The organism is Pseudomonas anatoliensis, assembly GCF_017976235.1.
Lineage (GTDB): Bacteria > Pseudomonadota > Gammaproteobacteria > Pseudomonadales > Pseudomonadaceae > Aquipseudomonas > Aquipseudomonas anatoliensis.
The window spans coordinates 393,888-417,467 of record NZ_JACVHC010000003.1 but is presented as its reverse complement, the minus strand read 5'-3'; the positions used below and the strand labels follow the sequence as shown (position 1 = coordinate 417,467).

Genomic DNA, 23,580 nt, shown 5'->3' with positions numbered 1-23,580 from the left:
TCATGAGGAGAGCGCGCGTGTCGCCAAGCCTGTTCCGACGATAACCATCAGCCCGCTGTGCGTTTTCCGTTTCGCCCTTTTTTCCGGCTGCTATTTATTACAGGCCCAGGTTCATGCCCGAATACGTTAATTGGCTTCGTCACGCTTCTCCCTACATCAATGCCCACCGCGATTGCACCTTCGTCGTCATGCTGCCCGGCGACGGCGTCGATCATCCGAATTTCGGCAACATCGTCCACGACCTGGTGCTGCTGCACAGCCTCGGCGTGCGGTTGGTGCTGGTGCATGGTTCGCGCCCACAGATTGAAGCCCGTCTCGCCGCCCGCGGCCTGACTCCGCATTACCACCACGGCATGCGCATCACCGATGCCGCGACCCTTGAGTGTGTGATCGATGCGGTCGGCCAGTTGCGCATCGCCATCGAAGCGCGGTTGTCGATGGACATGGCTTCGTCGCCGATGCAGGGCTCGCGCCTGCGCGTGGCCAGCGGCAACCTGGTGACCGCACGGCCAATCGGCGTGCTGGAAGGTGTCGACTATCACCACACCGGTGAAGTGCGCCGGGTCGACCGCAAGGGCATCAATCGTTTGCTCGATGAGCGTTCGATCGTGCTGCTGTCGCCGCTGGGCTATTCGCCGACCGGTGAGATTTTCAATCTTGCCTGCGAAGACGTCGCCACCCGCGCCGCCATCGATCTGGGTGCAGACAAATTGCTGCTGTTCGGCGCCGACCTCGGCCTGATCGACGAGAACGGCAAACTGGTCCGCGAACTGCGTCCGCAACAAGTGCCGGCGCACTTGCAGCGTCTGGGCAGCAACTATCAGGCGGAACTGCTGGATGCCGCCGCCGAAGCCTGCCGTGGCGGTGTAGCGCGCAGCCATATCGTCAGTTACGTCGAGGATGGCGCATTGCTGACAGAGCTGTTCACCCGTGACGGTGGCGGTACGCTGGTAGCCCAGGAGCAATTCGAACTGGTGCGCGAGGCGGCGATTGAAGACGTCGGCGGTTTGCTCGACTTGATCAGCCCGCTGGAAGAACAAGGGATTCTGGTGCGTCGTTCGCGTGAAGTGCTGGAGCGTGAGATCGAGCAGTTCAGCGTGGTTGAGCGTGAAGGCATGATCATCGCCTGTGCGGCGCTGTATCAGATTGCTGATTCGGATGCGGGTGAGCTGGCGTGTCTGGCGGTGAACCCTGAGTATCGCCATGGCCGGCGCGGCGACGAATTGCTGGAGCGCATCGAGACCCGCGCTCGGGCGCAGGGCTTGAAGACGCTGTTCGTCCTCACCACGCGGACCGCGCACTGGTTCCGCGAGCGTGGATTCGAACCGAGCAGTGTCGAGCGTCTGCCAGCGGCTCGGGCGTCGCTGTACAACTATCAACGTAATTCGAAGATCTTCGAAAAGTCCCTTTAATAAAAAGCCCCAATGCGGGGCCTGAATGGGACCTGTGTAGGAGCTGCCGAAGGCTCGGGCCGCGATCGGACGATCTTTTGATTTTGGTCTCAAAAAACAAGATCAAAAGATCGCAGCCTTCGGCAGCTCCTACATTGGGTTACGCGTTACTGCACAAACTTCGCGCTGACGTAGGGTGAATAATCCGGCAGTACCGTTTCGACCTTGCCCTGCTGCTTCAAAAACTTCGCCGTTTCCCCAATCGCTTTCGCCGTGCCGCCGTCCAGCAGCGCCGTGGTTTGCTGTGCCTGGGCATCCGGGAAGGCCGAGCCTGCAAGTAGTTCCGGCACATCGGCGGCATTGGCGCCGGTCAATTTGGCGATTTTCTGTACCGGGACCGAGTCAGCCGTCCAGGTGTCCTTATGCGCCGCATAGTCAGCAAACGAATCCAGCGTAACCTTGGCGAATTTGGCCACGACATCAGGATGCTTCTCGGCGAAATCCTTGCGCGCCACCCAGACCTCAAAGGTTGGTGCGCCCCACTGGCCGACCTGCGCGGCGTCCGTAAGGGGCTTGCCGGTTTTGCGGATTTCACCCAGTGCCGGTGACCAGACAAACGCGCCATCAATGTCCCCACGCTTCCACGCGGCGGCGATTTCCGCGGGTTGCAGGTTCACCACTTTGACTTTCGAGGCGTCCAGCCCCCAGTGCTTGAGCGCACCGAGCAGACTGTAGTGGGAAGTGGAAACAAACGGCGTTGCGATGGTCTTGCCGACCAGATCCTGCGGGGTATCGATGCCGCTACCATTACGCACCACCAGGGCTTCGGCAGCATTGATTTGTGCGGAAACGATGAACGCGACGATCGGCAAATTACGTGAAGCGGCAGCCGCCAAAGGGCTGGAGCCGAGGTTGCCGATCTGCACGTCGCCGGAAGCAATGGCTGTCACAACTTCCGGGCCACTGTTGAAGCGGCGCCAGTCGATTTTCTCGCCGATGGTTTTCTCGTAGACGCCGTCCGCCTGGGGGACTTTGCTCGGATCAATACCGGTCTGGTATCCGACCGTAAGGTTGGCCGCGTGGGCGGAAAAACAAATCATTGCCGATACACAAACTGTAACAAATTGACTGGATAGTGCGCATTTCGCCATCATGGCGCCGCCTTTTCGAAAGGGTTTGACGTATTGGGGTTGCGCCAAAGCTAATCGATCTAAAAAAAGGTCAACAAATACCATTTAGGAATGAGCTTAGTCGCCGATACGCTGTATCCCGGCGTAGATGGCCAGCTAATGGCCATATTCCGAAATGATATGAAAAAGGATGAATAAATTCTTTTTGGCTTTATCAGGAAATCTTTACTCTGCACGGACCAAATCACGGCGATTAGACCATGGTCGTAGACACACATAGTTACGATTGACTTGTTGGTCACGGTCTGGCGCTAATCGCGCATCTTAGGATCCAGGGCATCAGACCCCGGGCCAGGAACACAAGAATTAGAACGAGAGGAGCTTTACATGAACAAGTCCACCTTGGCCCTGGCTGTGGCCGTAGGGGTTATGGCGCAGCAGGCAGGCGCCGCCGGTTTCATCGAAGACAGCAAGGCAACTTTGGGGCTGCGTAACTTCTACATCAACACGGATAACCGTAACGGTACTGCCGAACCTAGTCGCAACGAAGAGTGGGGCCAAGGCTTCGATCTGCGTTTCATTTCCGGCTACACCCAAGGCACCGTCGGTTTCGGTATCGATGCCATCGGCCTGCTGGGCGTGCGTCTGGATTCGGGCGGCGGTACCAACGGCAACGTTGCCGCTAACGGCAACCCAGGTACCGCTTACGGCGGCACTGTTTTCCCAAGCGAATCCAATGGCCAAGCCGTTGATAACTTTTCCAGCCTGGGCCTGACTGCCAAAGCCAAGATCTCCCAGACTGAATTGAAGCTGGGTACTCTGCAGCCAAAACTGCCGGTTATCGTGACCAACGACGGTCGTCTGTTGCCACAAACCTGGCAGGGCGGCCAGATCACTTCTGGCGAAATCAAAGACCTGACCCTGATCGGTGGTCAGATTGAGCACGCCAAAGGTCGTAACTCCAGCAACAATGAACAGCTGTCTATCGGTGGCGCAGCAGCGCGTACAGTGAACAGCAACAAGTTCATCTACGGCGGTGGTGACTACAAAATCACCAAAGACCTGACTGCCCAGTACTACTACGGCAACCTGGAAGATTTCTACAAGCAACACTTCCTGGGTCTGGTTCACAACTGGGCAATCGGCCCGGGCGTGCTGAAGTCTGACTTGCGTTACTTCAACAGTTCCGACGACGGTGCAAACGGCAACACTCCTGCTTACTTCAGCAGCGGTAGCTACGCCGGTTTCGCCAATGGTCGCGGTAAAGTCGACAACAACCTGTACAGCGGCTTGTTCCTTTACACCGTTGCCGGTCACACATTTGGTGGCGGTTATCAGGTAAGTAACGGTAGCAGCGACTTCCCTTGGCTGAACCAGGGCGACGGATCGTCGAACTACACCATCACCGACATGCAAATCCAGAAGTTCGGCCGTGCCGGCGAGCGCACTTGGCAAGCACGATATTCCTATGACTTCGCTAAGGTGGGTGTGCCTGGCCTGACCGCTGGCATGGTTTATCTGCGTGGCGATAACGTCGATACCTACAACGCCGGCCGCGTCCAAACGTCTAACGGCGCTTCCGAATGGGAACGCGATTTGACCGTTGCGTACGTCATCCCGGAAGGCCCGTTGAAGAACGTAGGCTTCATGTGGAAAAACGCTTCGTGGCGCACCGACATTGCCGGTCAGCGCGACCAGGATGAAAATCGCCTGATCCTCAGCTACTCGTTACCGCTGCTGTAAAAGCGCGCGTCGAACCGCTGATGTAAAAAAGCCCCGTCCGGCATCGCGCCGGACGGGGCTTTTGCGTTTCCGGGTCAGGCCCACCCCCGTAAGCCTGTCCCGACATTTCCCTCTTTACAGCAACTCAAGGCCTTCTCGAACCTTGCTAACGATGTTCGTCGCGATGCGGCCGGGCGTCCAGTGAACAGAAGTTTAATATTCCTGAAAGGCATACATATCTAGTTATATATTCTTTTTCAGAAGCATAAAACCCGAGCTACAGTTGAGGTCTCCACCCACTCATCAGGAGCAGCACCATGAGCCTCAGACTCGGCGACATCGCCCCCGATTTCGAGCAAGACTCCAGCGCCGGCAAGATTCGTTTTCACGAATGGCTAGGCGATAGCTGGGGCGTGCTGTTTTCCCATCCGGCGGACTTCACCCCGGTGTGCACCACCGAGCTGGGCTTCACCGCCAAGCTCAAGGATGAATTCAGCCAGCGCGGCGTCAAAGCCATCGCGCTGTCGGTAGACCCGGTGGACTCGCACCACAAGTGGATCGAAGACATCAACGAAACCCAGAACACTGTCGTCAATTTTCCGATCCTGGCCGATGCCGATCGCAAAGTCTCGGATCTGTATGACCTGATCCACCCGAATGCCAATGACACCCTGACCGTGCGTTCGCTGTTCGTGATCGATCCGAACAAGAAGATTCGCCTGACCATCACCTATCCGGCGAGCACTGGGCGCAATTTCCACGAGATTCTGCGGGTGATCGATTCGCTGCAACTCACCGACAACTACAAAGTGGCCACCCCGGCCAACTGGCAGGACGGTGATGAAGTGGTGATCGTGCCGTCGCTCAAGGATGAAGAAGAGATCAAACAGCGCTTCCCGAAAGGTTATCGCGCGGTGAAACCTTATCTGCGCCTGACGCCGCAGCCCAATCGTTAAGATCAAAAGATCGCAGCCTGCGGCAGCTCCTACAGGAAGAAACGCATTCCAATGCAGGAGCTGCCGAAGGCTGCGATCTTTTTGAGGCATCCACATAGCAGGGGATTTCGGGCCGTTTCGACGGCCTTTTTTTTCGTCTGGAGAAGGCTGAAACGTATATCTCAAAAATGCATAACCAAATGAATAAATATGATTTATGGATATATAAATCAGCTGGTAAGGTCACTCACATTGAAGCGAGATCGCAACCTGCGAATCGCCTGTAACGCTTAAGGAATCGTCTCAATGCTGGTCGTCTCACTCGGTGGCAGTCCCAGCCTGCGCTCCCGGTCTGGAGTTCTACTGGATCGCTCGCAGCGCTGGTTGCAGCAGCAAGGGGTGGAAGTGGTGAGTTATCAGGTACGGGATTTCCCGGCCGAAGATTTGCTCCACGCTCGTTTTGATAGCCCGAAGGTGCTCGACCTTTTGCAACAGATTGAAAACGCCGACGGCCTGCTGATCGCTACCCCGGTGTACAAGGCCTCGTTTTCTGGCGCCCTGAAGACTGTGCTCGATCTGCTGCCCGAACGTGCCTTGAATCACAAGATTGTTTTGCCGATGGCCACCGGCGGCAGCATCGCCCACATGTTGGTGGTCGACTACGCCCTCAAGCCAGTGCTGTCGGCATTGAAAGCCCAGGAAATGCTCCAGGGGATTTTTGCCGAGGACAGCCAGATCGCTTATGGCGAAGGCAGTGCCCAGGCGCAGTTGGCTCCGGCGCTGGAACAGCGACTGCATGAAGCGCTGGATCAATTTGTCAGTGCCATGGCCCGCCGGCCGAAACCGCTGGAGCCGGGCCTGTTGAACGAACGCTTGTTGAGTGCTCGCTGGAGCATTTGAGCCACACCGAAACTTGATGTAACTGGCCTTACTCGCCCGCTAACGGGCAAGCAGGTGCAGCCAAAACCCAACAGCAAAAAGGAGAGCGCTATGCGCACTGTATTTTTGCGCCGTGGTCTGGTCGCTCTGTTTGCTGCGGCTGTGTCCTTCGGCGCCATCACTCACGCTCAAGCCGAGACGTTGCGAATCGGTTATCAAAAGTACGGCACGCTGGTGCTGCTCAAAGCCAAAGGCACTTTGGAAAAACGCCTGGCCGCCCAAGGCGTCGACGTGCAGTGGACGGAATTCCCCGGTGGCCCGCAACTGCTCGAAGGCTTGAACGTCGGTTCGATCGACTTCGGCGTGACGGGTGAAACGCCACCGGTATTCGCCCAGGCGGCGGGTGCCGATCTGCTCTATGTCGCCTACGAGCCGCCAGCGCCGAACAGCGAAGCGATCCTCGTGCCGAAAGACTCGCCGATCAAATCGGTGGCCGATCTCAAGGGCAAGAAAGTCGCGCTGAACAAAGGCTCCAACGTCCACTACCTGCTGGTGCGCGCACTGGAAGACGCCGGACTCAAATACACCGATATCCAAACCGTATTCCTGCCGCCGGCCGATGCCCGCGCCGCTTTCGAGCGTGGCAGCGTTGATGCCTGGGTCATCTGGGATCCGTACCAGGCGGCCGCCGAGAAACAGCTGCAAGCGCACACCCTGCGTGACGGCAAAGGCATCGTCGACAACCACCAGTTCTATCTCGCAACCAAACCTTACGCACAGAAAAATCCCGAGGTGATCAAAGCCCTCGTCGAAGAAGTGCGCGCGGTTGGGGAGTGGTCGCAGGCCAATCCTGAAGACGTGACCCAACAGGTCGCGCCACTGCTCGGTCTGCCGGCGGACATCACCCTGACCTCGGTCAAACGCCAGGGCTACGGTGCGCTGTTCCTGACCCCGGAAGTGATCGCCGCGCAACAGAAAATCGCTGACACGTTCTTCCAGCTCAAGCTGATTCCCAAGCCGTTGAGCATCAAGGATGTGATCTGGACCCCACCGGCCGCTGTGGCCAACGCGCAGTAATTCGAATCCCCAAGGAGACCACTCCATGAGCCTCAATATTTTCTGGTTCCTGCCTACCCACGGCGACGGCCATTACCTTGGCACCTCCGAAGGCGCCCGCGCGGTCGACCACGGCTATCTGCAACAGGTCGCGCAAGCGGCGGATCGTCTGGGTTTTGGCGGTGTGCTGATCCCTACCGGTCGCTCTTGCGAAGACTCCTGGCTGGTGGCGGCGTCGCTGATCCCGGTGACCCAGCGTCTGAAGTTTCTGGTCGCCCTGCGCCCCGGGATCATTTCCCCGACGGTGGCTGCGCGTCAGGCTGCGACGCTGGATCGCCTCTCTGGCGGGCGGGCGCTGTTCAATCTGGTAACCGGTGGTGATCCGGAAGAATTGGCCGGTGACGGTCTGTTCCTCAGTCACGAGGAGCGCTATCAAGCCTCGGTGGAATTCACCCGCATCTGGCGCCGTGTGCTGGAAGGCGAAACCGTTGATTACGACGGTCAGCACATCAGCGTGAAGGGCGCCAAGTTGCTCTATCCGCCGATCCAGCAGCCGCGTCCGCCGCTGTACTTTGGTGGTTCCTCGGAAGCGGCGCAGGATCTGGCGGCCGAACAGGTCGAAATGGTTCTGACCTGGGGCGAGCCGCCCGCAGCAGTGGCGGAGAAAATCGAACAGGTACGTGCCAAAGCCGCCAAGCTCGGACGCACCGTGCGCTTCGGCATTCGTCTGCATGTGATCGTTCGCGAAACCAATGCTGAAGCCTGGCAAGCGGCGGATCGGCTGATCTCGCATCTGGACGACGACACCATTGCTCGTGCCCAGGCTTCCCTGGCGCGCTTTGATTCGGTCGGCCAGCAACGCATGGCCGCATTGCACGGCGGCAGTCGTGACAACCTCGAAGTCAGCCCTAACCTGTGGGCCGGCGTCGGGCTGGTACGCGGTGGTGCGGGGACGGCGTTGGTTGGTGACGGTCCGACCGTGGCTGCTCGCGTGAAGGAATACGCGGATCTGGGCATCGACACTTTCATCTTCTCCGGTTATCCACACCTCGAAGAGTCGTACCGCGTCGCCGAATTGCTGTTCCCGCACCTCGACATCGAGCGCCCGGAACTGCCGAAAAGCGCCGGTTATGTCAGTCCGTTCGGCGAGATGGTCGCCAACGACATTCTTCCCAAAGCCGCGTCGCAGAGCTGAGGCGCGCCATGAAGAAAGTCATCCACAGCCTCGCGCCCTGGGCGTTGCCGGTGTTGCTGCTGGCGGTGTGGCAGTTGTCGGTGTCGGCGGGCTGGTTGTCGACACGGATTCTGCCGGCACCGGTGGCCGTGATCGAGGCCGGTGTGAGTCTCGTGCGCAGCGGCGAAATCTGGACGCACCTGGCAATCAGCGGCTGGCGCGCCGCGCTGGGCTTCACCATCGGCGGCAGCATCGGTCTGGTGTTGGGCTTCATCACCGGTCTGTCGAAGTGGGGCGAACGCTTGCTCGACAGTTCGGTGCAGATGATCCGCAACGTGCCGCATCTGGCGCTGATTCCGCTGGTAATCCTGTGGTTCGGTATCGATGAGTCGGCGAAGATTTTTCTGGTGGCGTTAGGCACGTTGTTCCCGATCTACCTCAACACCTATCACGGCATCCGCAACGTCGACCCGGCGCTGGTCGAGATGGCGCGCAGTTACGGGTTGAGCGGCTTCAGCCTGTTCTGGCAGGTGATTCTGCCGGGTGCGTTGCCTTCGATTCTAGTCGGTGTGCGCTTCGCCCTAGGCTTTATGTGGCTGACGCTGATCGTCGCCGAAACCATTTCTGCCAGCTCCGGCATCGGCTATCTGGCGATGAATGCCCGGGAGTTTTTGCAGACTGATGTGGTGGTGCTGGCAATTCTGCTTTACGCGGTACTCGGCAAACTCGCCGACCTCGCGGCGCGTGGACTTGAACGTGTGTGGCTGCGCTGGCATCCGGCCTATCAGGTTGCCAAAGGAGGTGCCGCATGACCGCACAACAACCTCCACGCCTGCTGCGCGGAATTCCGCTGGCAGTGCGCAATCTGCAAAAAACCTTCGGTACCCGGCAGGTGCTGCGCGATATCGATCTGCACATCCCGGCAGGGCAGTTTGTTGCTGTGGTCGGGCGTAGCGGTTGCGGCAAAAGTACCTTGCTGCGCTTGCTTGCCGGCCTCGATCAGCCAACTGGCGGTGACTTGCTCGCAGGTGCTGCGCCGCTCAGCGATGCGCGGGAAGACACCCGATTAATGTTCCAGGAAGCACGGCTGTTGCCGTGGAAAAAGATCATCGACAACGTCGGCCTCGGGCTCACAGGCAACTGGCGCCCACAAGCGTTGGCTGCACTGGAAGCGGTCGGCCTGGCGGATCGCGCCAATGAATGGCCAGCAGCCTTGTCCGGTGGGCAGAAGCAGCGGGTCGCTCTGGCTCGGGCCTTGATCCACAAGCCGCGTCTGCTGTTGCTCGACGAACCGCTCGGCGCGCTGGATGCGCTGACGCGCATCGAGATGCAGCAACTGATCGAACGCCTTTGGCAGCAGCACGGTTTCACGGTGTTGCTGGTCACCCACGACGTCAGCGAAGCGGTGGCGATTGCCGACCGGGTGATTCTGATCGAGGACGGCGAGGTTGGCCTCGACCTGCACATCGAACTGCCGCGCCCACGGGTACGCGGTTCGCATCGGCTGGCGGCGCTGGAAACCGAAGTGCTCAACCGAGTGTTGTCCCTGCCCGGCGAGCCGCCGGCGCCGGAACCCGTTTCACCCTTGCCTACGCAGTTGCGTTGGGCGCAATAACTCAAGCAAACGACAGGAATCATTGCCATGACTATCAAAGCCATCAACGTACGCAACCAGTTCAAAGGCTCGATCAAGGAAATCGTCCTGGGCGACGTGCTGTCGGAAATCGACGTGCAGACCGCTTCCGGCATCGTCACTTCGGTCATCACCACGCGCTCGGTAAAAGAGCTGGAACTGGTGGTCGGCAGCGAAGTGATCGCCTTTGTGAAATCCACCGAGGTATCGATCGCCAAGTTGTAAGCCGGTGATAAAAAACAACCCCGGAGGGTGTGAGCCCTTCGGGGTTTTCATTTGTTTGAAGATCAAAAGATCGCAGCCTTCGGCAGCTCCTACAGGTGAACGCATTCCAGATGTAGGAGCTGCCGAAGGCTGCGATCTTTTAGCGTTTAGGCAGATAGGGCGGTAAATACAACCCGATATAAGCATCAAACACGCGCATCCCTTCCTCGGCCATGCGTGGCGTGATTTGCCCATGTAGCTGCACCGAGCGCGCATAAACCCGGTCGCCCAATTCCATCGCCAGGGCAAAGACATCAACGTCGGTCGGCAGCCTCGGCAGTTCGAAGTGATGGTCGAACAGCTTGTGCATCAGGTCGCCCAGTTCGATGTCGTGTTGACGGTCAGCCTGGGTGACTTCGGTCAGGCCATGCTGGGCGAGGATCAACTGGCGGGCGGCGGCGTCCTCGTCGTAGATCTCCAGCATCCGCTGTTCGACCAGCCGCGACAGGTCGCGCCAGTCGCGCAGGGCTTGATGATCGATCGGTGCTTGCAGGCAGGCGCGGAATGCCGCGTGCACATCCGCCGTCAGGGCTTCAAGCAGCGCCGGGACGCTGGCGAAGAAGTGGTAAACCGAAGAGGGCGGAATCTGCGCGCGCTCGGCCACGCTGTAGATCGACAGGCTGGCCACACCCTCGGCGGCCAGCAACGTGCGCGCGGCGTCGAGTATCGAGTCGATCCGCGCCTGACTACGGGCACGGGGTTTGCGGACGGGGGCGGGACGCGTCATGAAAGTCTCCTGCGGGGCAGCGGGCATTGTACGAGCCGGTTTGTGTGTTGTCTGCCGACCTGTGGCGAGGGGATTTATCCCCGATGGGCTGCGAAGCGGCCCCAAAGCCATTCAGCTTGGTGTATCAGGAATAACTGGTTCTCAGGGTTTACGGCTGCTGTGCAGCCGATCGGGGATAAATCCCCTCGCCACAGAGGCCATAAAAAAACGCCGCTGGCTGAATTAGCCAACGGCGTTTTTATGTAGCTGCAATCCGCTTAAACAGTATGCAGATACCAGTTGTACTCGAGGTCGGAGATGGAGTGTTCGAACTCTTCCAGCTCGCTCTCTTTACAGGCGACAAAGATATCGATGTATTTCGGATCGATGTACTTGGCCATTACCTCGCTGTCGTCCAGCTCACGCAGGGCATCGCGCAAGTTGTTCGGCAGGCTTTGTTCGTTCTGCTCGTAGCTGTTGCCTTCGACGGGCGCGCCCGGCTCGATCTTGTTGGTCAGACCGTGATGCACGCCGGCCAGCACCGAAGCCATCAGCAGATACGGGTTGGCATCGGCACCGGCAACGCGGTGTTCGATCCGCACGGCATCGGCCGAGCCGGTCGGTACGCGAATGGCTACGGTGCGGTTGTCCAGGCCCCAGCACGGCGAGTTCGGCACGTAGAACTGTGCGCCGAATCGACGGTACGAGTTAACGTTAGGGCAGAGGAAAGCCATCTGCGCGGGCAGGGTCTCGAGCACACCGCCGATCGCGTGACGCAGCGCGGCGTTCTGCTCGGGATCCTCGCTGGCAAAAATGTTTTTGCCTTCTTTATCCAGAATCGAAATGTGCACGTGCAGACCATTGCCCGCCTGGCCAGGGTAAGGCTTGGCCATGAAGGTGGTGTCCATTTCATGGTCGTAGGCGATGTTCTTGATCAGCCGCTTGAGCAGTACCGCGTAGTCGCATGCCTTGATCGGGTCGGCGACGTGGTGCAGGTTCACTTCGAACTGCGCCGGGGCACTTTCCTTGACGATGGCGTCGGCTGGAATGCCTTGCTCTTTGGCGCCTTCCAGAATGTCCTGGAGGCAATCGACGTATTCGTCCAGGTCGTCGATCAGGTAAACCTGAGTCGAGTGCGGACGTTTTCCGGAAACCGGTGAGCGTGGTGGTTGCGGACGACCGTTCACGTTCTCCTGGTCGATCAGGTAGAACTCGAGCTCGAACGCGGCGCAGATGGTCAGGCCCATTTCATCGAACTTGCGCACGACATTAGCCAGTACTTCACGCGGGTCAGCGAAGAACGGCTGGCCTTCGAGTTCGTGCATGGTCATCAACAGTTGCGCGGTAGGGCGCTTCTGCCATGGCTCGTTGCACAGGGTATCGGGGATTGGATAGCAGATACGATCGGCGTCGCCGATGTCCAGGCCCAGACCGGTGCTTTCCACCGTCGAACCATTGATATCCAGAGCAAATAGAGAGGCCGGCAGGTTGATGCCTTTCTCGTAAACCTTGTGGAGGCTGGTGCGTTCAATGCGCTTGCCGCGCACCACACCATTCATATCCGCAATCAGAAGGTCAACGTACAGAACCTCAGGATGTTCCTTAAGGAACGCGTTCGCTTCGTTGAGCTGAACGGCACGCGGGGGTACCGACATGATGCAACACCTTTGTTGTTAAAAATATCAATCATTGATCTTTTCTGGTTTCAGTCAACCCGAACGGCCTGCCGAAGTCAAGCGAGGCCTTTTTTGCCCTAAAAAAGCGCTGCAAGGGCGTTTATGGGGCATTTTCGGGCGGTTTTTAGCCCTTGCGACGCTTGGCACCCGCAGGCTTGAGCAGGCCGTGTTGTATTTTTTACGGGGGTGTTGTGTAAAAAAATGAACAAGGCTAAGCTCCGATCAAACCCATAACAGCAATAATACCGGGGTGCTTCATGTCTCGCCTGTCGATAATCGGCGTCACCGACTGCTCGCAACAGTCCGGTCTGCATGCTTATCACATCAGTGGCGAATCGTCCGTGCATAGCGCAGCCAACAAGGCTCGCAGGCTGCCGACGATGTTCTCGTCCACAGCAGTCGCCGAAACGGCAACGTCCGATATTCTGGACGCACGGGAAGCCATCCTCTTTATGGCGTCTCCTTCCAATATAGATCTCTTTCTTTCACAAAGCCTGTGCCGCTTTTCAAGCCGTGCTCATGATTCTGCACGTGCCGGTTGTGCACAGGAAATGCAACGCCAGCGTAAAGGGCAGGTAAGCTCTTCTTTCATTGTCTATGCGCGGTGCCGGGCGTAAGCCGGCACTGCGCGCAAGCAAACCCCCTTTAACGCGACGCGCAAGCGTCAAACTTTGCCTGACGTCATGTCAGGAGACTCAGCCCAGAGGCATTTATGAGTAACAACCTCGACCAGCTCACCGATTGGTTGAAAGACCACAAGATCACAGAAGTCGAATGCATGATCGCCGACTTGACCGGTATCACCCGGGGCAAGATTTCGCCGACCAACAAGTTCATCGCCGAAAAAGGCATGCGCCTGCCCGAAAGCGTTCTGTTACAGACCGTGACTGGCGATTACGTCGAAGACGACATCTATTACGAACTGCTCGACCCGGCTGACATCGACATGATCTGCCGCCCCGACCAGAACGCCGTGTACCTGGTGCCGTGGGCCATCGAGCCAACCGCTCAGGTGATCCACGACACTTACGACAAGCAAGGCAACCCGATCGAGCTGTCGCCGCGCAACGTTCTCAAGAAGGTACTCAAACTCTACGCCGACAAGGGCTGGCAGCCGATCGTGGCGCCAGAGATGGAGTTTTACCTGACCAAGCGCAGCGACGACCCTGACTACCCGTTGCAGCCGCCGATCGGCCGCTCCGGGCGTCCGGAAATCGGTCGTCAGTCGTTCTCTATTGAAGCGGCGAACGAATTCGACCCGCTGTTCGAAGACGTCTACGACTGGTGCGAGTTGCAGGAACTGGATCTCGACACGCTGATCCACGAAGACGGCACCGCGCAGATGGAAATCAACTTCCGTCACGGTGACGCGCTGTCGCTGGCCGACCAGATCCTGGTGTTCAAACGCACCATGCGCGAAGCCGCGCTCAAGCACGACGTGGCCGCCACGTTCATGGCCAAGCCGATGACCGGTGAGCCGGGCAGCGCCATGCACTTGCACCAGAGCATCATCGACATCGAGACCGGCAAAAACGTCTTCTCTAATGAAGACGGGACCATGAGCCAGCTGTTCCTGCACCACATCGGTGGCCTGCAGAAGCTGATCCCGGAATTGCTGCCGCTGTTCGCCCCGAACGTCAACTCGTTCCGCCGCTTCCTGCCGGACACCTCGGCGCCGGTGAATGTGGAGTGGGGCGAAGAAAACCGCACCGTGGGCCTGCGCGTCCCGGATGCCGGCCCGCAGAACCGCCGCGTGGAAAACCGTCTGCCGGGCGCCGACGCCAACCCGTACCTGGCGATTGCCGCGAGCCTGCTCTGCGGTTACATCGGCATGGTCGAGGGCCTCAACCCGAGCGCGCCGGTGGTGGGTCGTGGCTATGAACGCCGCAACCTGCGCCTGCCGCTGACCATCGAGGATGCGCTGGAGCGCATGGAAAACAGCTCGACCGTCGAGAAATATCTGGGCAAAACTTTCATCACAGGCTACGTCGCGGTCAAGCGGGCCGAGCATGAAAACTTCAAGCGCGTGATCAGTTCGTGGGAGCGTGAATACCTGCTCTTCGCCGTCTGATACGCCGGGCGCGGTGGTCAGCCGCCGCGCCTTCACCGATAACAAGGAGAATTGGCATGACCAGCAACAACCCGCAAACCCGTGAGTGGCAAGCGCTGAGCAGCGACCACCACCTGGCCCCGTTCAGCGATTTCAAGCAGCTGAAAGAGAAGGGCCCGCGGATCATCACCAACGCCAAGGGCGTATACCTGTGGGACAGCGAAGGCAACAAGATCCTCGACGGCATGGCCGGTCTGTGGTGCGTGGCCATCGGTTACGGTCGCGATGAACTGGCCGATGCCGCCAGCAAACAGATGCGCGAACTGCCGTACTACAACCTGTTTTTCCAGACTGCTCACCCGCCGGCACTGGAACTGGCCAAGGCCATCTCCGACATCGCGCCAGCAGGCATGAACCACGTGTTCTTCACCGGTTCCGGCTCTGAAGGCAACGACACCATGTTGCGCATGGTTCGCCACTACTGGGCGATCAAGGGCCAGCCGAACAAGAAAGTCATCATCAGCCGCAAGAACGGTTATCACGGCTCCACTGTGGCCGGCGCGAGCCTAGGCGGCATGACCTATATGCATGAGCAGGGCGACTTGCCGATCCCGGGCATCGTCCACATCGGCCAGCCGTACTGGTTCGCTGAAGGCGGCGACATGTCCCCGGAAGAATTCGGTCTCTGGGCGGCCAATCAGCTGGAAGAGAAAATTCTCGAAGTCGGCGTCGACAACGTCGGTGCCTTTATTGCCGAGCCGATCCAGGGCGCCGGCGGCGTGATCATTCCGCCCGACAGCTACTGGCCGCGCATCAAGGAAATCCTCGCCAAGTACGACATCCTGTTCGTCGCGGATGAGGTGATCTGTGGTTTCGGCCGTACCGGTGAGTGGTTCGGTAGCGATTTCTACGACCTCAAGCCCGACATGATGACCATCGCCAAGGGCCTCACCTCCGGCTACATCCCGATGGGTGGCCTGATCGTGCGCGACGAAGTCGTCGCGGTGCTCAACGAAGGCGGCGATTTCAACCACGGTTTCACCTACTCCGGTCACCCGGTGGCGGCGGCCGTGGGCCTGGAAAACATCCGCATCCTGCGCGACGAAAAGATTATCGAGAACGTGCACAACGAAACGGCACCGTATTTGCAGAAACGTCTGCGGGAACTGAACGATCACCCGTTGGTGGGTGAAGTTCGCGGGGTCGGTCTGCTGGGGGCGATCGAGCTGGTGCAGGACAAGGGCACTCGCAAACGTTACGAGGGCAAGGGCGCAGGCATGATCTGTCGCCAGTTCTGCTTCGACAACGGGCTGATCATGCGCGCCGTGGGCGACACCATGATCATCGCGCCGCCGCTGGTAATCAGCAAAGCGGAGATCGACGAGCTGGTTACACAGGCACGCAAGTGTCTGGACCTGACCCTCAGTGCGTTGCAGGGCTAAGTGCTAGGCTTTGTGCGGGAAAGCCCCGGCGCTCTCGCGCAAAGCTGTCAGAAAGGCTGGTCTTTCCTTGAAAGACCGCCTCGGATCTTGCCAGACTAGCCGCGGTTCCAGTTGTCCGGGTTCGGCCGCTGAACAAAGTGGTTCAAAAAAGAAAAATTTGGAGCATTACGCATGAAGGCATTAGGCAAAAAGCTTGCTGGCAAGACACTTCTCGCTCTGTCCATCGCGGGCATGATGGCGGGTGCGGTTCAGGCGGACGACAAGGTGTTGCACGTCTACAACTGGTCCGACTACATCGCACCGGACACCGTGGCCAAGTTTGAAAAAGAGTCTGGCATCAAAGTCGTCTACGACGTGTTCGACAGCAACGAAACCCTGGAAGCCAAACTGCTGGCCGGTAAATCCGGTTACGACATCGTGGTGCCTTCCAATAACTTCCTCGCCAAGCAGATCAAGGCCGGCGTGTATCAGGAGCTGGACAAGTCCAAGCTGCCGAACTGGAAGAACCTCGACGAAGACCTGCTCAAAGCCGTTGGCGATGCCAGCGACCAGGGCAACAAACACGCATTCCCGTACATGTGGGGCTCGATCGGCATCGGCTACAACCCGGAGAAGGTCAAGGCTGCACTGGGCATCGACAAGATCGACTCCTGGGACGTCGTGTTCAAGCCTGAGAACATGGAGAAGCTGAAAAGCTGCGGCGTAAGCTTCCTCGACGCACCGACCGAAATGATTCCGGCGGCGCTGCACTATCTGGGCAAGCCGACCAACAGCAAAGACAAGGCTGACCTGAAAGCCGCCGAAGATCTATTCCTCAAGATCCGGCCTTCGGTCGCCTACTTCCATTCCTCCAAGTACATCTCCGACCTGGCCAACGGCAACATTTGCGTGGCCGTGGGTTACTCGGGTGACCTGGAGCAGTCGAAGTCGCGCGCCAAGGAAGCCGGTGACAAGGTCAAGCTGGCCTACACCATTCCGAAAGAAGGCGCCGGTACTTTCTACGACATGGTTGCCATGCCAAAGGATGCCACCAACGTCGAAGCTGCCTACAAGTTCATGAACTATCTGCTGCAGCCGGAAGTGATGGCCGAGATCACCAACGCCGTGCGTTTCCCGAACGGCAACAAGGCGGCCACGCCGCTGGTGGACAAAGACATCACCAGCGATGCGAGCATCTATCCTTCGGCTGAAGTGAAGAAGCAGCTCTACGCGATCAGTGATCTGGATGCCGCCACACTGCGTCTGATCACCCGCAGCTGGACCAAAATCAAATCCGGTAAATAAACCGGTTTGAAGCCACAACCGCTGGCCGTCGTCTGCGCGACGGCGGCCAGCGGAATAATTAAATGACAGAAAGTTTTGCTGGAACGGTTTTTCGAGGGTAAGTTGCGCGCCGGTTTTGTTGCCGGGCAGCCATGGCTGCCATGCAGCGCTGGGCAACTTGGGCCCAACTAATTTTAGAGGACCTTCACGTGCCTATTTTTTCTTGTTTGCGCAATGCCCTGCTGGCCGCTGCCGGCCTGACGATCGCCGTCGGTGCCCAAGCCGCCGGCACGGTGCATATTTATAACTGGTCGGATTACATCGGCGAATCGACCCTGGCCGACTTCCAGAAAGAGACCGGGATCAAACCGGTCTACGACGTGTTCGACTCCAACGAAACCCTGGAAGGCAAGTTGCTCGCCGGGCGTACCGGCTACGACGTGGTCGTGCCGTCGAACCACTTCCTCGGCAAGCAGATCAAAGCGGGCGCGTTCCAGAAACTTGACCGGGCGCAGCTGTCGAATTACTCGAATCTCGACCCGGCGCTGCTCAAGCGTCTGGAGCAGAACGATCCGGGCAACCTGTACGCCGTGCCGTACCTGTGGGGCACCAACGGCATCGGCTACAACGTCGATAAGGTGAAGGCTGTGCTGGGCGTCGACAAGATCGATTCCTGGGGCGTGCTGTTCGAGCCGGAAAACATCAAGAAGCTGCAAAGCTGCGGCGTTGCCTTCCTTGATTCGGCCGATGAAATGATGCCGACCGTGCTCAACTATATGGGCCTGAATGCCAACAGCACCAATCCCAAGGACTACGAGAAAGCCACCGACAAATTGCTCGCCGTGCGCCCCTACGTAACCTACTTCCATTCTTCGAAATACATCGGCGACCTGGCCAACGGCGACATCTGCGTGGCCATCGGTTTCTCCGGCGATATCTTCCAGGCGAAGAACCGCGCAGCAGAAGCCAAGAAGGGCGTGAACATCGCCTACACGGTGCCGAAAGAGGGTGGCGCGTTGTGGTTCGACATGTTGGCGATTCCCAAGGATTCGTCGAACGTGAAGCAAGCCCACGCGTTCATCAACTATCTGTTGAAACCTGAGGTGATCGCCCAGGTCAGTGATTCCGTCGGTTACGCCAACCCCAACCCGGGCTCGGACAAGCTGATGGATCAATCCATCCGTACCGATGAGTCGGTTTATCCGCCGCAGGCCGTGATCGACAAGGCCTACGTGTCGACCGAGTTGCCACCGAACATTCAGCGCCTGATGACCCGCAGCTGGACCAAGGTCAAGTCGGGGATGTAAGGCACACACTATCCTGGGTTCGCCTTGCGGGGCGAACTGCACTGTTTTTTTCTGGGAGTTTCGTAAATGGCAGTTGCCTCCGGCGCCTATAAGAAAGCCCTCGAGGGCGACCAGACACCGAAGCAGGTGTTGGTCAAAATCGACCGGGTCACGAAGAAGTTCGACGAGACGATTGCCGTGGACGACGTGTCCCTGGAAATCAAAAAGGGCGAGATCTTTGCCCTGCTCGGCGGTTCGGGATCGGGCAAATCCACTCTGCTGCGGATGCTGGCAGGGTTTGAACGGCCCACGGAGGGGCGCATTTTTCTCGACGGCGTCGACATCACCGACATGCCGCCGTACGAACGTCCGATCAACATGATGTTCCAGTCCTACGCCTTGTTTCCGCACATGACCGTGGCGCAGAACATCGCGTTCGGTTTGCAGCAGGACAAGATTCCCAAGGCCGAAGTCGAAGCCCGCGTGGCCGAGATGCTCAAACTGGTGCAAATGAGCCAATACGCCAAGCGCAAGCCGCATCAACTGTCTGGCGGTCAGCGTCAGCGTGTGGCTTTGGCGCGTTCGCTGGCCAAGCGGCCGAAGCTGTTGCTGCTCGACGAACCGATGGGCGCACTGGATAAAAAACTGCGTTCGCAGATGCAGCTCGAACTGGTGGAAATCATCGAGCGCGTCGGCGTGACCTGCGTGATGGTGACCCACGACCAGGAAGAGGCCATGACCATGGCCGAGCGCATCGCAATCATGCACCTGGGCTGGATCGCCCAGATCGGCAGCCCGATCGACATTTACGAAACCCCGACCAGCCGCCTGGTCTGCGAATTCATCGGCAACGTCAACATCTTCGAAGGCGAAGTGATCGACGACGCCGAAGGTCACGCGACCATCACTTGCAAGGACCTCGACCGGCAGATCTATGTCGGCCACGGCATCAGCACCTCGGTGCAGGACAAGTCGGTCACCTACGCGATTCGTCCGGAGAAACTGCTGGTCACCGCCGAACAACCGACCTGCGAATACAACTGGTCGAGCGGCAAGGTGCATGACATCGCCTACCTCGGCGGGCACTCGGTGTTCTACGTCGAACTGCCGAGCGGCAAACTGGTGCAGTCCTTCGTTGCCAACGCCGAACGCCGTGGCGCCCGTCCGACCTGGGGCGATCAGGTTTTCGTGTACTGGGAAGATGACAGCGGTGTGGTACTTCGCTCATGAACATGCGCAAATTCAAACGGCGCATTAACCGAATAATTCCCAATGGCCGCCAACTGGTCATCGGGGTTCCGTTCATCTGGCTGTTCCTGTTCTTCATGTTGCCGTTCTTCATTGTTCTGAAGATCAGCTTCGCCGAAGCCGACGTGGCCATCCCGCCGTACACCGAGATCTACACGTTTGCCGAGCAGAAGCTGCAACTGCTGCTGAACCTGGGCAACTACGCGATGCTGGCGGGCGACGAGTTGTACATCGCCGCGTATCTCGGCTCGCTGAAGATGGCGCTGATCAGCACCGTTCTGTGCCTGGCGATCGGTTACCCGATGGCCTACGCCATCGCCACGGCCCGTAAAGAAATGCAAACGGTGCTGGTGCTGCTGATCATGATGCCGACGTGGACGGCGATCCTGATCCGCGTTTATGCGTGGATGGGCATCCTCAGCAACAACGGCCTGCTCAACGGATTCCTGATGAGCATGGGCTTTATCGACGAGCCGCTGCAGATCCTCAACACCAACCTCGCGGTGTATATCGGCATCGTCTACTCGTACCTGCCGTTCATGATCCTGCCGCTGTACGCCAACCTGGTGAAGCACGACAACAGCTTGCTGGAAGCGGCTTCGGACCTGGGTTCGAGCACCTTCAACAGCTTCTGGAAAATCACTATTCCGCTGTCCAAGAACGGGATCATTGCCGGCTGCATGCTGGTGTTCATTCCGGTCGTGGGCGAGTTCGTCATCCCGGAACTGCTTGGCGGCCCGGAAACCCTGATGATCGGTAAAGTGCTCTGGCAAGAGTTCTTCAACAACCGTGACTGGCCGGTGGCGTCCGCGCTGGCGGTGGTGATGCTGGCGATCCTGATTGTGCCGATCATCCTGTTCAACCGCAGTCAGGCCAAGGAAATGGAGGGTAAAGAATGAAGCGCATCCGTTTCTCCAGCCTGATGCTGGTCGTGGGCTTGTTGTTCATCTACCTGCCGATGCTGATCCTGGTGATCTACTCGTTCAACGCCTCGAAACTGGTAACGGTGTGGGGCGGCTGGTCGATCAAGTGGTACGTCGGTCTGCTCGACAACTCGCAACTGATGGGCTCGGTGCTGCGCTCGCTGGAAATCGCCTGCTACACGGCGGTGGCTGCGGTAGCGCTGGGTACTTTGGCCGCATTCGTGCTGACGCGTATCACCCACTTCAAGGGCCGTACGTTGTTCGGCGGCCTGGTGACGGCGCCGTTGGTCATGCCCGAGGTGATCACCGGTCTGTCGCTGTTGCTGTTGTTCGTGGCCATGGCGCAGATGATCGGCTGGCCGCAGGAGCGTGGCATCGTCACCATCTGGATCGCGCACACGACGTTCTGTGCGGCTTATGTGGCGGTGGTGGTGTCGGCGCGCCTGCGTGAGCTGGACCTGTCGATTGAAGAAGCGGCGATGGACCTGGGTGCGCGGCCGTGGAAGGTGTTCTTCCTGATCACCATCCCGATGATCGCGCCATCGTTGGCGGCGGGCGGCATGATGTCGTTCGCGCTGTCGCTGGACGACCTGGTGCTGGCAAGCTTCGTGTCGGGCCCGGGTTCGACGACGTTGCCGATGGAAGTGTTTTCGGCGGTGCGCCTGGGCGTGAAGCCTGAGATCAACGCCGTGGCCAGCCTGATTCTGCTGGCGGTGTCGATCGTGACTTTCATGGTCTGGTTCTTCAGCCGTCGCGCCGAAGAAGCCCGCAAGAAAGCCATCCAGCAAGCCATCGAAGAAAGCGCTGCCGATTCTTGGAAACAGCCAGACGTGCGCCGCGCGCCTGCGCCGGGCGTGGCTTAAAGCAATATCGGGATGGCCTCAACATCGAGGCCAAACCAAATCCAAACTGTAGGAGTGAGCCTGCTCGCGATAGCGGTGTGTCAGCCAGGAAATTTCCAACTGACAGGACGCCATCGCGAGCAGGCTCACTCCTACATTTGGTTTCAGTCGCTCCAAGGAGACTTACGGATGACCTCGACAAAGTTCATCGGTTTGAACCCCGGCTCCTGATCCTTCAGCACGTCGGTCTTCACGTTGCCGAACGTGGTCTGCGGACGATGCCGCAAGCCGTCGGCAAACGCGCAGATGATGCACTCCTTGAAACCTTCCCCACGCGGGTGCGCATGCACCACCGCCTCACGTTGCACGGTGCTGAACGCCGCGTAATCCATACCAAGCACATCCATTTCCACACCCGCCGTCACCAGCGCCACGGTTGGTCGCAGATGCTTGGGTACGCCCGGCGTGGTGTGCAGGGCAATTGATAACCACACCTGCTCGATGTCGTCATCGCTCAATCCATAGGGCTTGAGAAAAGCTGCCGCCGCATTGGCGCCATCCACTTCGAAGCGTTCACCAGCGCTGCGGTGACCTTCGACCAGACCAAGGTCATGAAACATCGCGCCGACGTACAACAGCTCCGGATCGTAGACCAACTGTTGGCGCTCACCGCTGAGCGCACCAAACAGAAACACCCGGCGCGAGTGGTGATAGAGCAGGTCGGATTCGATGTCGCGGATGTACTCGGTGGTGGCGCGGGCGAGGGCGCTGTCAGGGATTTTGATGCCGGCAATGGTCGTGCTCATGAGCGCTTTCCTCGTCGTAAACGCCGTCGTGGCGTTGATGGGGAAAGTCTGTTCCCGGGGCTGCAAGCGAACAATCGACGCATGGCTGCGATCCTTGCCAATCGACCTGCAAATCGTGCCAACTGAGCTGATTGGATGGTTGGCAGATTCTCAGGAGGCCTCAAGAGAGATGAACAGAACCGTCGCCATCGTCGTGTTCCCCGGCGTGCAATCGCTGGATGTCACCGGCCCGTTGGATGTATTCGCCGAGGCCAACCGGTTCCTGGCGGCCGAGGATCAATATCGGTTGGAAGTGATCGGTGTCGAGCACGGGCCAATGGCGTGTTCCAACGGCCTGATCCTGAATGCTCATCGCCACTTCAGCGAAGCACTCGACGCCTGTGATCTGCTGCTGGTCGCTGGCGGGCCGCAACTGCCGTTCATGGATTTCGGCAAGACCTTCGACGCCTGGCTACGTGATACCTGCGCGCGATCACGGCGTTTCGGTTCGATCTGCAACGGCGCTTTCATGCTCGCCCGCGCAGGTTTGCTGGAAGGACGCACGGTCACCACGCACTGGAACGACGCGCAGGCATTGGCGCAGTTGTGCCCGTCGACGCAGGTTGAAGCGGATCGCTTGTATGTCGAGGACGGCGCGCTCTACACCTCGGCGGGGGTGACGGCGGGGATTGATCTGTCGTTGTACCTGCTGGCGCGTGATCACGGCGCGGAGGTGGCGCTGAGCGTGGCCAAGCGGCTGGTGGTGTTCACTCAGCGTTCCGGTGGGCAGTCACAGTTCAGCCCGTTCCTGACGCCACACGCGGAGCCGACGTCGGCCGTGGCGATGGTGCAGCTTTATGTGCTGGCCAACCTGACCGGAGATCTGACCATTGCCGATCTGGCCAATGCGGCGAACATGAGTGCACGCAATTTTTCCCGGGTGTTTGCCCGTGAAGCGAGGATCACCCCGGCCGAGTTCGTCGAGCGGGCGCGGGTGGATGCGGCGCGAGTGATGCTCGAAAGCACCAAGGCGCCGTTGAAGACCGTGGCATATCAGTGCGGATTTCGCGATGCACAGCATATGCGCAGTGTGTTCAATCGCAGGCTGGGCGTGACGCCGCAGCAGTTTCGGTTGAATTTTGCGGTCATCATCTGAGGTCAGTAGTGCTCTTCAA

At 58.9% G+C, this 23,580-nt stretch carries 22 protein-coding genes; 18 read left to right on the top strand and 4 right to left on the bottom strand.

Features of this window, described 5'->3' with window-relative positions:
• Positions 1 to 113 precede the first annotated feature (113 nt).
• The gene (gene argA, locus ICA16_RS11415; RefSeq protein WP_210700643.1) at positions 114 to 1,412 is read left to right on the top strand and encodes an amino-acid N-acetyltransferase; all 1,299 of its coding nucleotides are present in this window, start codon (positions 114 to 116) and stop codon (positions 1,410 to 1,412) included.
• Positions 1,413 to 1,558: 146 nt separating this feature from the next.
• Here argA and tauA read toward each other — a convergent pair whose 3' ends face one another.
• On the bottom strand, positions 1,559 to 2,491 hold the full coding sequence (tauA, locus tag ICA16_RS11410) for a taurine ABC transporter substrate-binding protein (protein WP_228734181.1): 933 nt from the start codon (positions 2,489 to 2,491) through the stop codon (positions 1,559 to 1,561).
• Positions 2,492 to 2,908: 417 nt separating this feature from the next.
• Here tauA and ICA16_RS11405 point away from each other — a divergent pair, with 417 nt between their 5' ends.
• The 8 genes from ICA16_RS11405 to ICA16_RS11370 all read left to right on the top strand — a co-directional run bounded on the left by ICA16_RS11405 (position 2,909) and on the right by ICA16_RS11370 (position 10,145).
• Positions 2,909 to 4,264, top strand: a complete 1,356-nt coding sequence (locus ICA16_RS11405; protein WP_210553418.1) for an OprD family porin — start codon at positions 2,909 to 2,911, stop codon at positions 4,262 to 4,264.
• A 296-nt stretch (positions 4,265 to 4,560) separates the two neighbouring features.
• A complete protein-coding gene (locus ICA16_RS11400) occupies positions 4,561 to 5,199 on the top strand; it encodes a peroxiredoxin (protein ID WP_150604748.1) in 639 nt (212 codons plus the stop codon).
• A 285-nt stretch (positions 5,200 to 5,484) separates the two neighbouring features.
• A complete protein-coding gene (gene ssuE, locus ICA16_RS11395; RefSeq protein WP_042561645.1) occupies positions 5,485 to 6,078 on the top strand; it encodes an NADPH-dependent FMN reductase in 594 nt (197 codons plus the stop codon).
• 90 nt (positions 6,079 to 6,168) lie between these two features.
• Positions 6,169 to 7,134 (top strand): sulfonate ABC transporter substrate-binding protein, encoded by a 966-nt coding sequence (locus ICA16_RS11390; RefSeq protein ID WP_210700642.1) that lies wholly within the window; start codon positions 6,169 to 6,171, stop codon positions 7,132 to 7,134.
• A 25-nt stretch (positions 7,135 to 7,159) separates the two neighbouring features.
• Positions 7,160 to 8,308 carry an FMNH2-dependent alkanesulfonate monooxygenase gene (ssuD, locus tag ICA16_RS11385; protein ID WP_042561643.1) on the top strand — a complete coding sequence of 383 codons (1,149 nt, stop codon included), beginning with the start codon at positions 7,160 to 7,162 and terminating at the stop codon, positions 8,306 to 8,308.
• A gap of 8 nt (positions 8,309 to 8,316) precedes the next feature.
• The gene (ssuC, locus tag ICA16_RS11380) at positions 8,317 to 9,099 is read left to right on the top strand and encodes an aliphatic sulfonate ABC transporter permease SsuC (RefSeq protein WP_150616800.1); all 783 of its coding nucleotides are present in this window, start codon (positions 8,317 to 8,319) and stop codon (positions 9,097 to 9,099) included.
• Entirely contained in the window at positions 9,096 to 9,902 is an 807-nt protein-coding gene (ssuB, locus tag ICA16_RS11375) for an aliphatic sulfonates ABC transporter ATP-binding protein (RefSeq protein WP_150604745.1), read from the top strand. The genes ssuC and ssuB overlap by 4 nt, the downstream gene beginning before the upstream one ends.
• A 27-nt stretch (positions 9,903 to 9,929) precedes the next feature.
• Positions 9,930 to 10,145, top strand: a complete 216-nt coding sequence (locus ICA16_RS11370) for a TOBE domain-containing protein (RefSeq protein WP_003229256.1) — start codon at positions 9,930 to 9,932, stop codon at positions 10,143 to 10,145.
• Between the two features lie 139 nt (positions 10,146 to 10,284).
• Here ICA16_RS11370 and ICA16_RS11365 read toward each other — a convergent pair whose 3' ends face one another.
• Together ICA16_RS11365 and ICA16_RS11360 are read right to left on the bottom strand one after the other, a co-directional pair.
• The gene (locus tag ICA16_RS11365; RefSeq protein WP_150604744.1) at positions 10,285 to 10,911 is read right to left on the bottom strand and encodes a TetR/AcrR family transcriptional regulator; all 627 of its coding nucleotides are present in this window, start codon (positions 10,909 to 10,911) and stop codon (positions 10,285 to 10,287) included.
• 257 nt (positions 10,912 to 11,168) lie between these two features.
• Complete coding sequence (locus ICA16_RS11360) at positions 11,169 to 12,545, bottom strand: glutamine synthetase family protein (protein WP_150604743.1); 1,377 nt, start codon at positions 12,543 to 12,545, stop codon at positions 11,169 to 11,171.
• Between the two features lie 278 nt (positions 12,546 to 12,823).
• Between ICA16_RS11360 and ICA16_RS11355 the strand changes: the two genes are divergently transcribed.
• The 8 genes from ICA16_RS11355 to ICA16_RS11320 all read left to right on the top strand — a co-directional run bounded on the left by ICA16_RS11355 (position 12,824) and on the right by ICA16_RS11320 (position 21,641).
• Positions 12,824 to 13,183 carry a glutamine amidotransferase gene (locus ICA16_RS11355; protein ID WP_210553422.1) on the top strand — a complete coding sequence of 120 codons (360 nt, stop codon included), beginning with the start codon at positions 12,824 to 12,826 and terminating at the stop codon, positions 13,181 to 13,183.
• Positions 13,184 to 13,278: 95 nt separating this feature from the next.
• Complete coding sequence (locus ICA16_RS11350; RefSeq protein WP_129395970.1) at positions 13,279 to 14,637, top strand: glutamine synthetase family protein; 1,359 nt, start codon at positions 13,279 to 13,281, stop codon at positions 14,635 to 14,637.
• A 56-nt stretch (positions 14,638 to 14,693) separates the two neighbouring features.
• Positions 14,694 to 16,058, top strand: a complete 1,365-nt coding sequence (locus ICA16_RS11345; RefSeq protein WP_210700641.1) for an aspartate aminotransferase family protein — start codon at positions 14,694 to 14,696, stop codon at positions 16,056 to 16,058.
• A 171-nt stretch (positions 16,059 to 16,229) separates the two neighbouring features.
• Positions 16,230 to 17,342: a polyamine ABC transporter substrate-binding protein gene (locus tag ICA16_RS11340; protein ID WP_210553424.1), complete on the top strand. Its 1,113-nt coding sequence runs from the start codon at positions 16,230 to 16,232 to the stop codon at positions 17,340 to 17,342.
• A 188-nt stretch (positions 17,343 to 17,530) separates the two neighbouring features.
• Positions 17,531 to 18,628, top strand: a complete 1,098-nt coding sequence (locus ICA16_RS11335; protein WP_150602043.1) for a polyamine ABC transporter substrate-binding protein — start codon at positions 17,531 to 17,533, stop codon at positions 18,626 to 18,628.
• A gap of 66 nt (positions 18,629 to 18,694) precedes the next feature.
• Positions 18,695 to 19,837: an ABC transporter ATP-binding protein gene (locus ICA16_RS11330; protein ID WP_150602042.1), complete on the top strand. Its 1,143-nt coding sequence runs from the start codon at positions 18,695 to 18,697 to the stop codon at positions 19,835 to 19,837.
• 35 nt (positions 19,838 to 19,872) lie between these two features.
• Positions 19,873 to 20,754 carry an ABC transporter permease subunit gene (locus ICA16_RS11325; protein WP_338049930.1) on the top strand — a complete coding sequence of 294 codons (882 nt, stop codon included), beginning with the start codon at positions 19,873 to 19,875 and terminating at the stop codon, positions 20,752 to 20,754.
• Positions 20,751 to 21,641: an ABC transporter permease subunit gene (locus ICA16_RS11320; protein ID WP_210700640.1), complete on the top strand. Its 891-nt coding sequence runs from the start codon at positions 20,751 to 20,753 to the stop codon at positions 21,639 to 21,641. The genes ICA16_RS11325 and ICA16_RS11320 overlap by 4 nt, the downstream gene beginning before the upstream one ends.
• A gap of 143 nt (positions 21,642 to 21,784) precedes the next feature.
• Here ICA16_RS11320 and ICA16_RS11315 read toward each other — a convergent pair whose 3' ends face one another.
• Positions 21,785 to 22,426 carry an HD domain-containing protein gene (locus tag ICA16_RS11315; RefSeq protein WP_210700639.1) on the bottom strand — a complete coding sequence of 214 codons (642 nt, stop codon included), beginning with the start codon at positions 22,424 to 22,426 and terminating at the stop codon, positions 21,785 to 21,787.
• Between the two features lie 169 nt (positions 22,427 to 22,595).
• Between ICA16_RS11315 and ICA16_RS11310 the strand changes: the two genes are divergently transcribed.
• Positions 22,596 to 23,561, top strand: coding sequence for a GlxA family transcriptional regulator (locus ICA16_RS11310; protein ID WP_210700638.1), 966 nt, complete (start codon positions 22,596 to 22,598; stop codon positions 23,559 to 23,561).
• Positions 23,562 to 23,580: the final 19 nt, after the last annotated feature.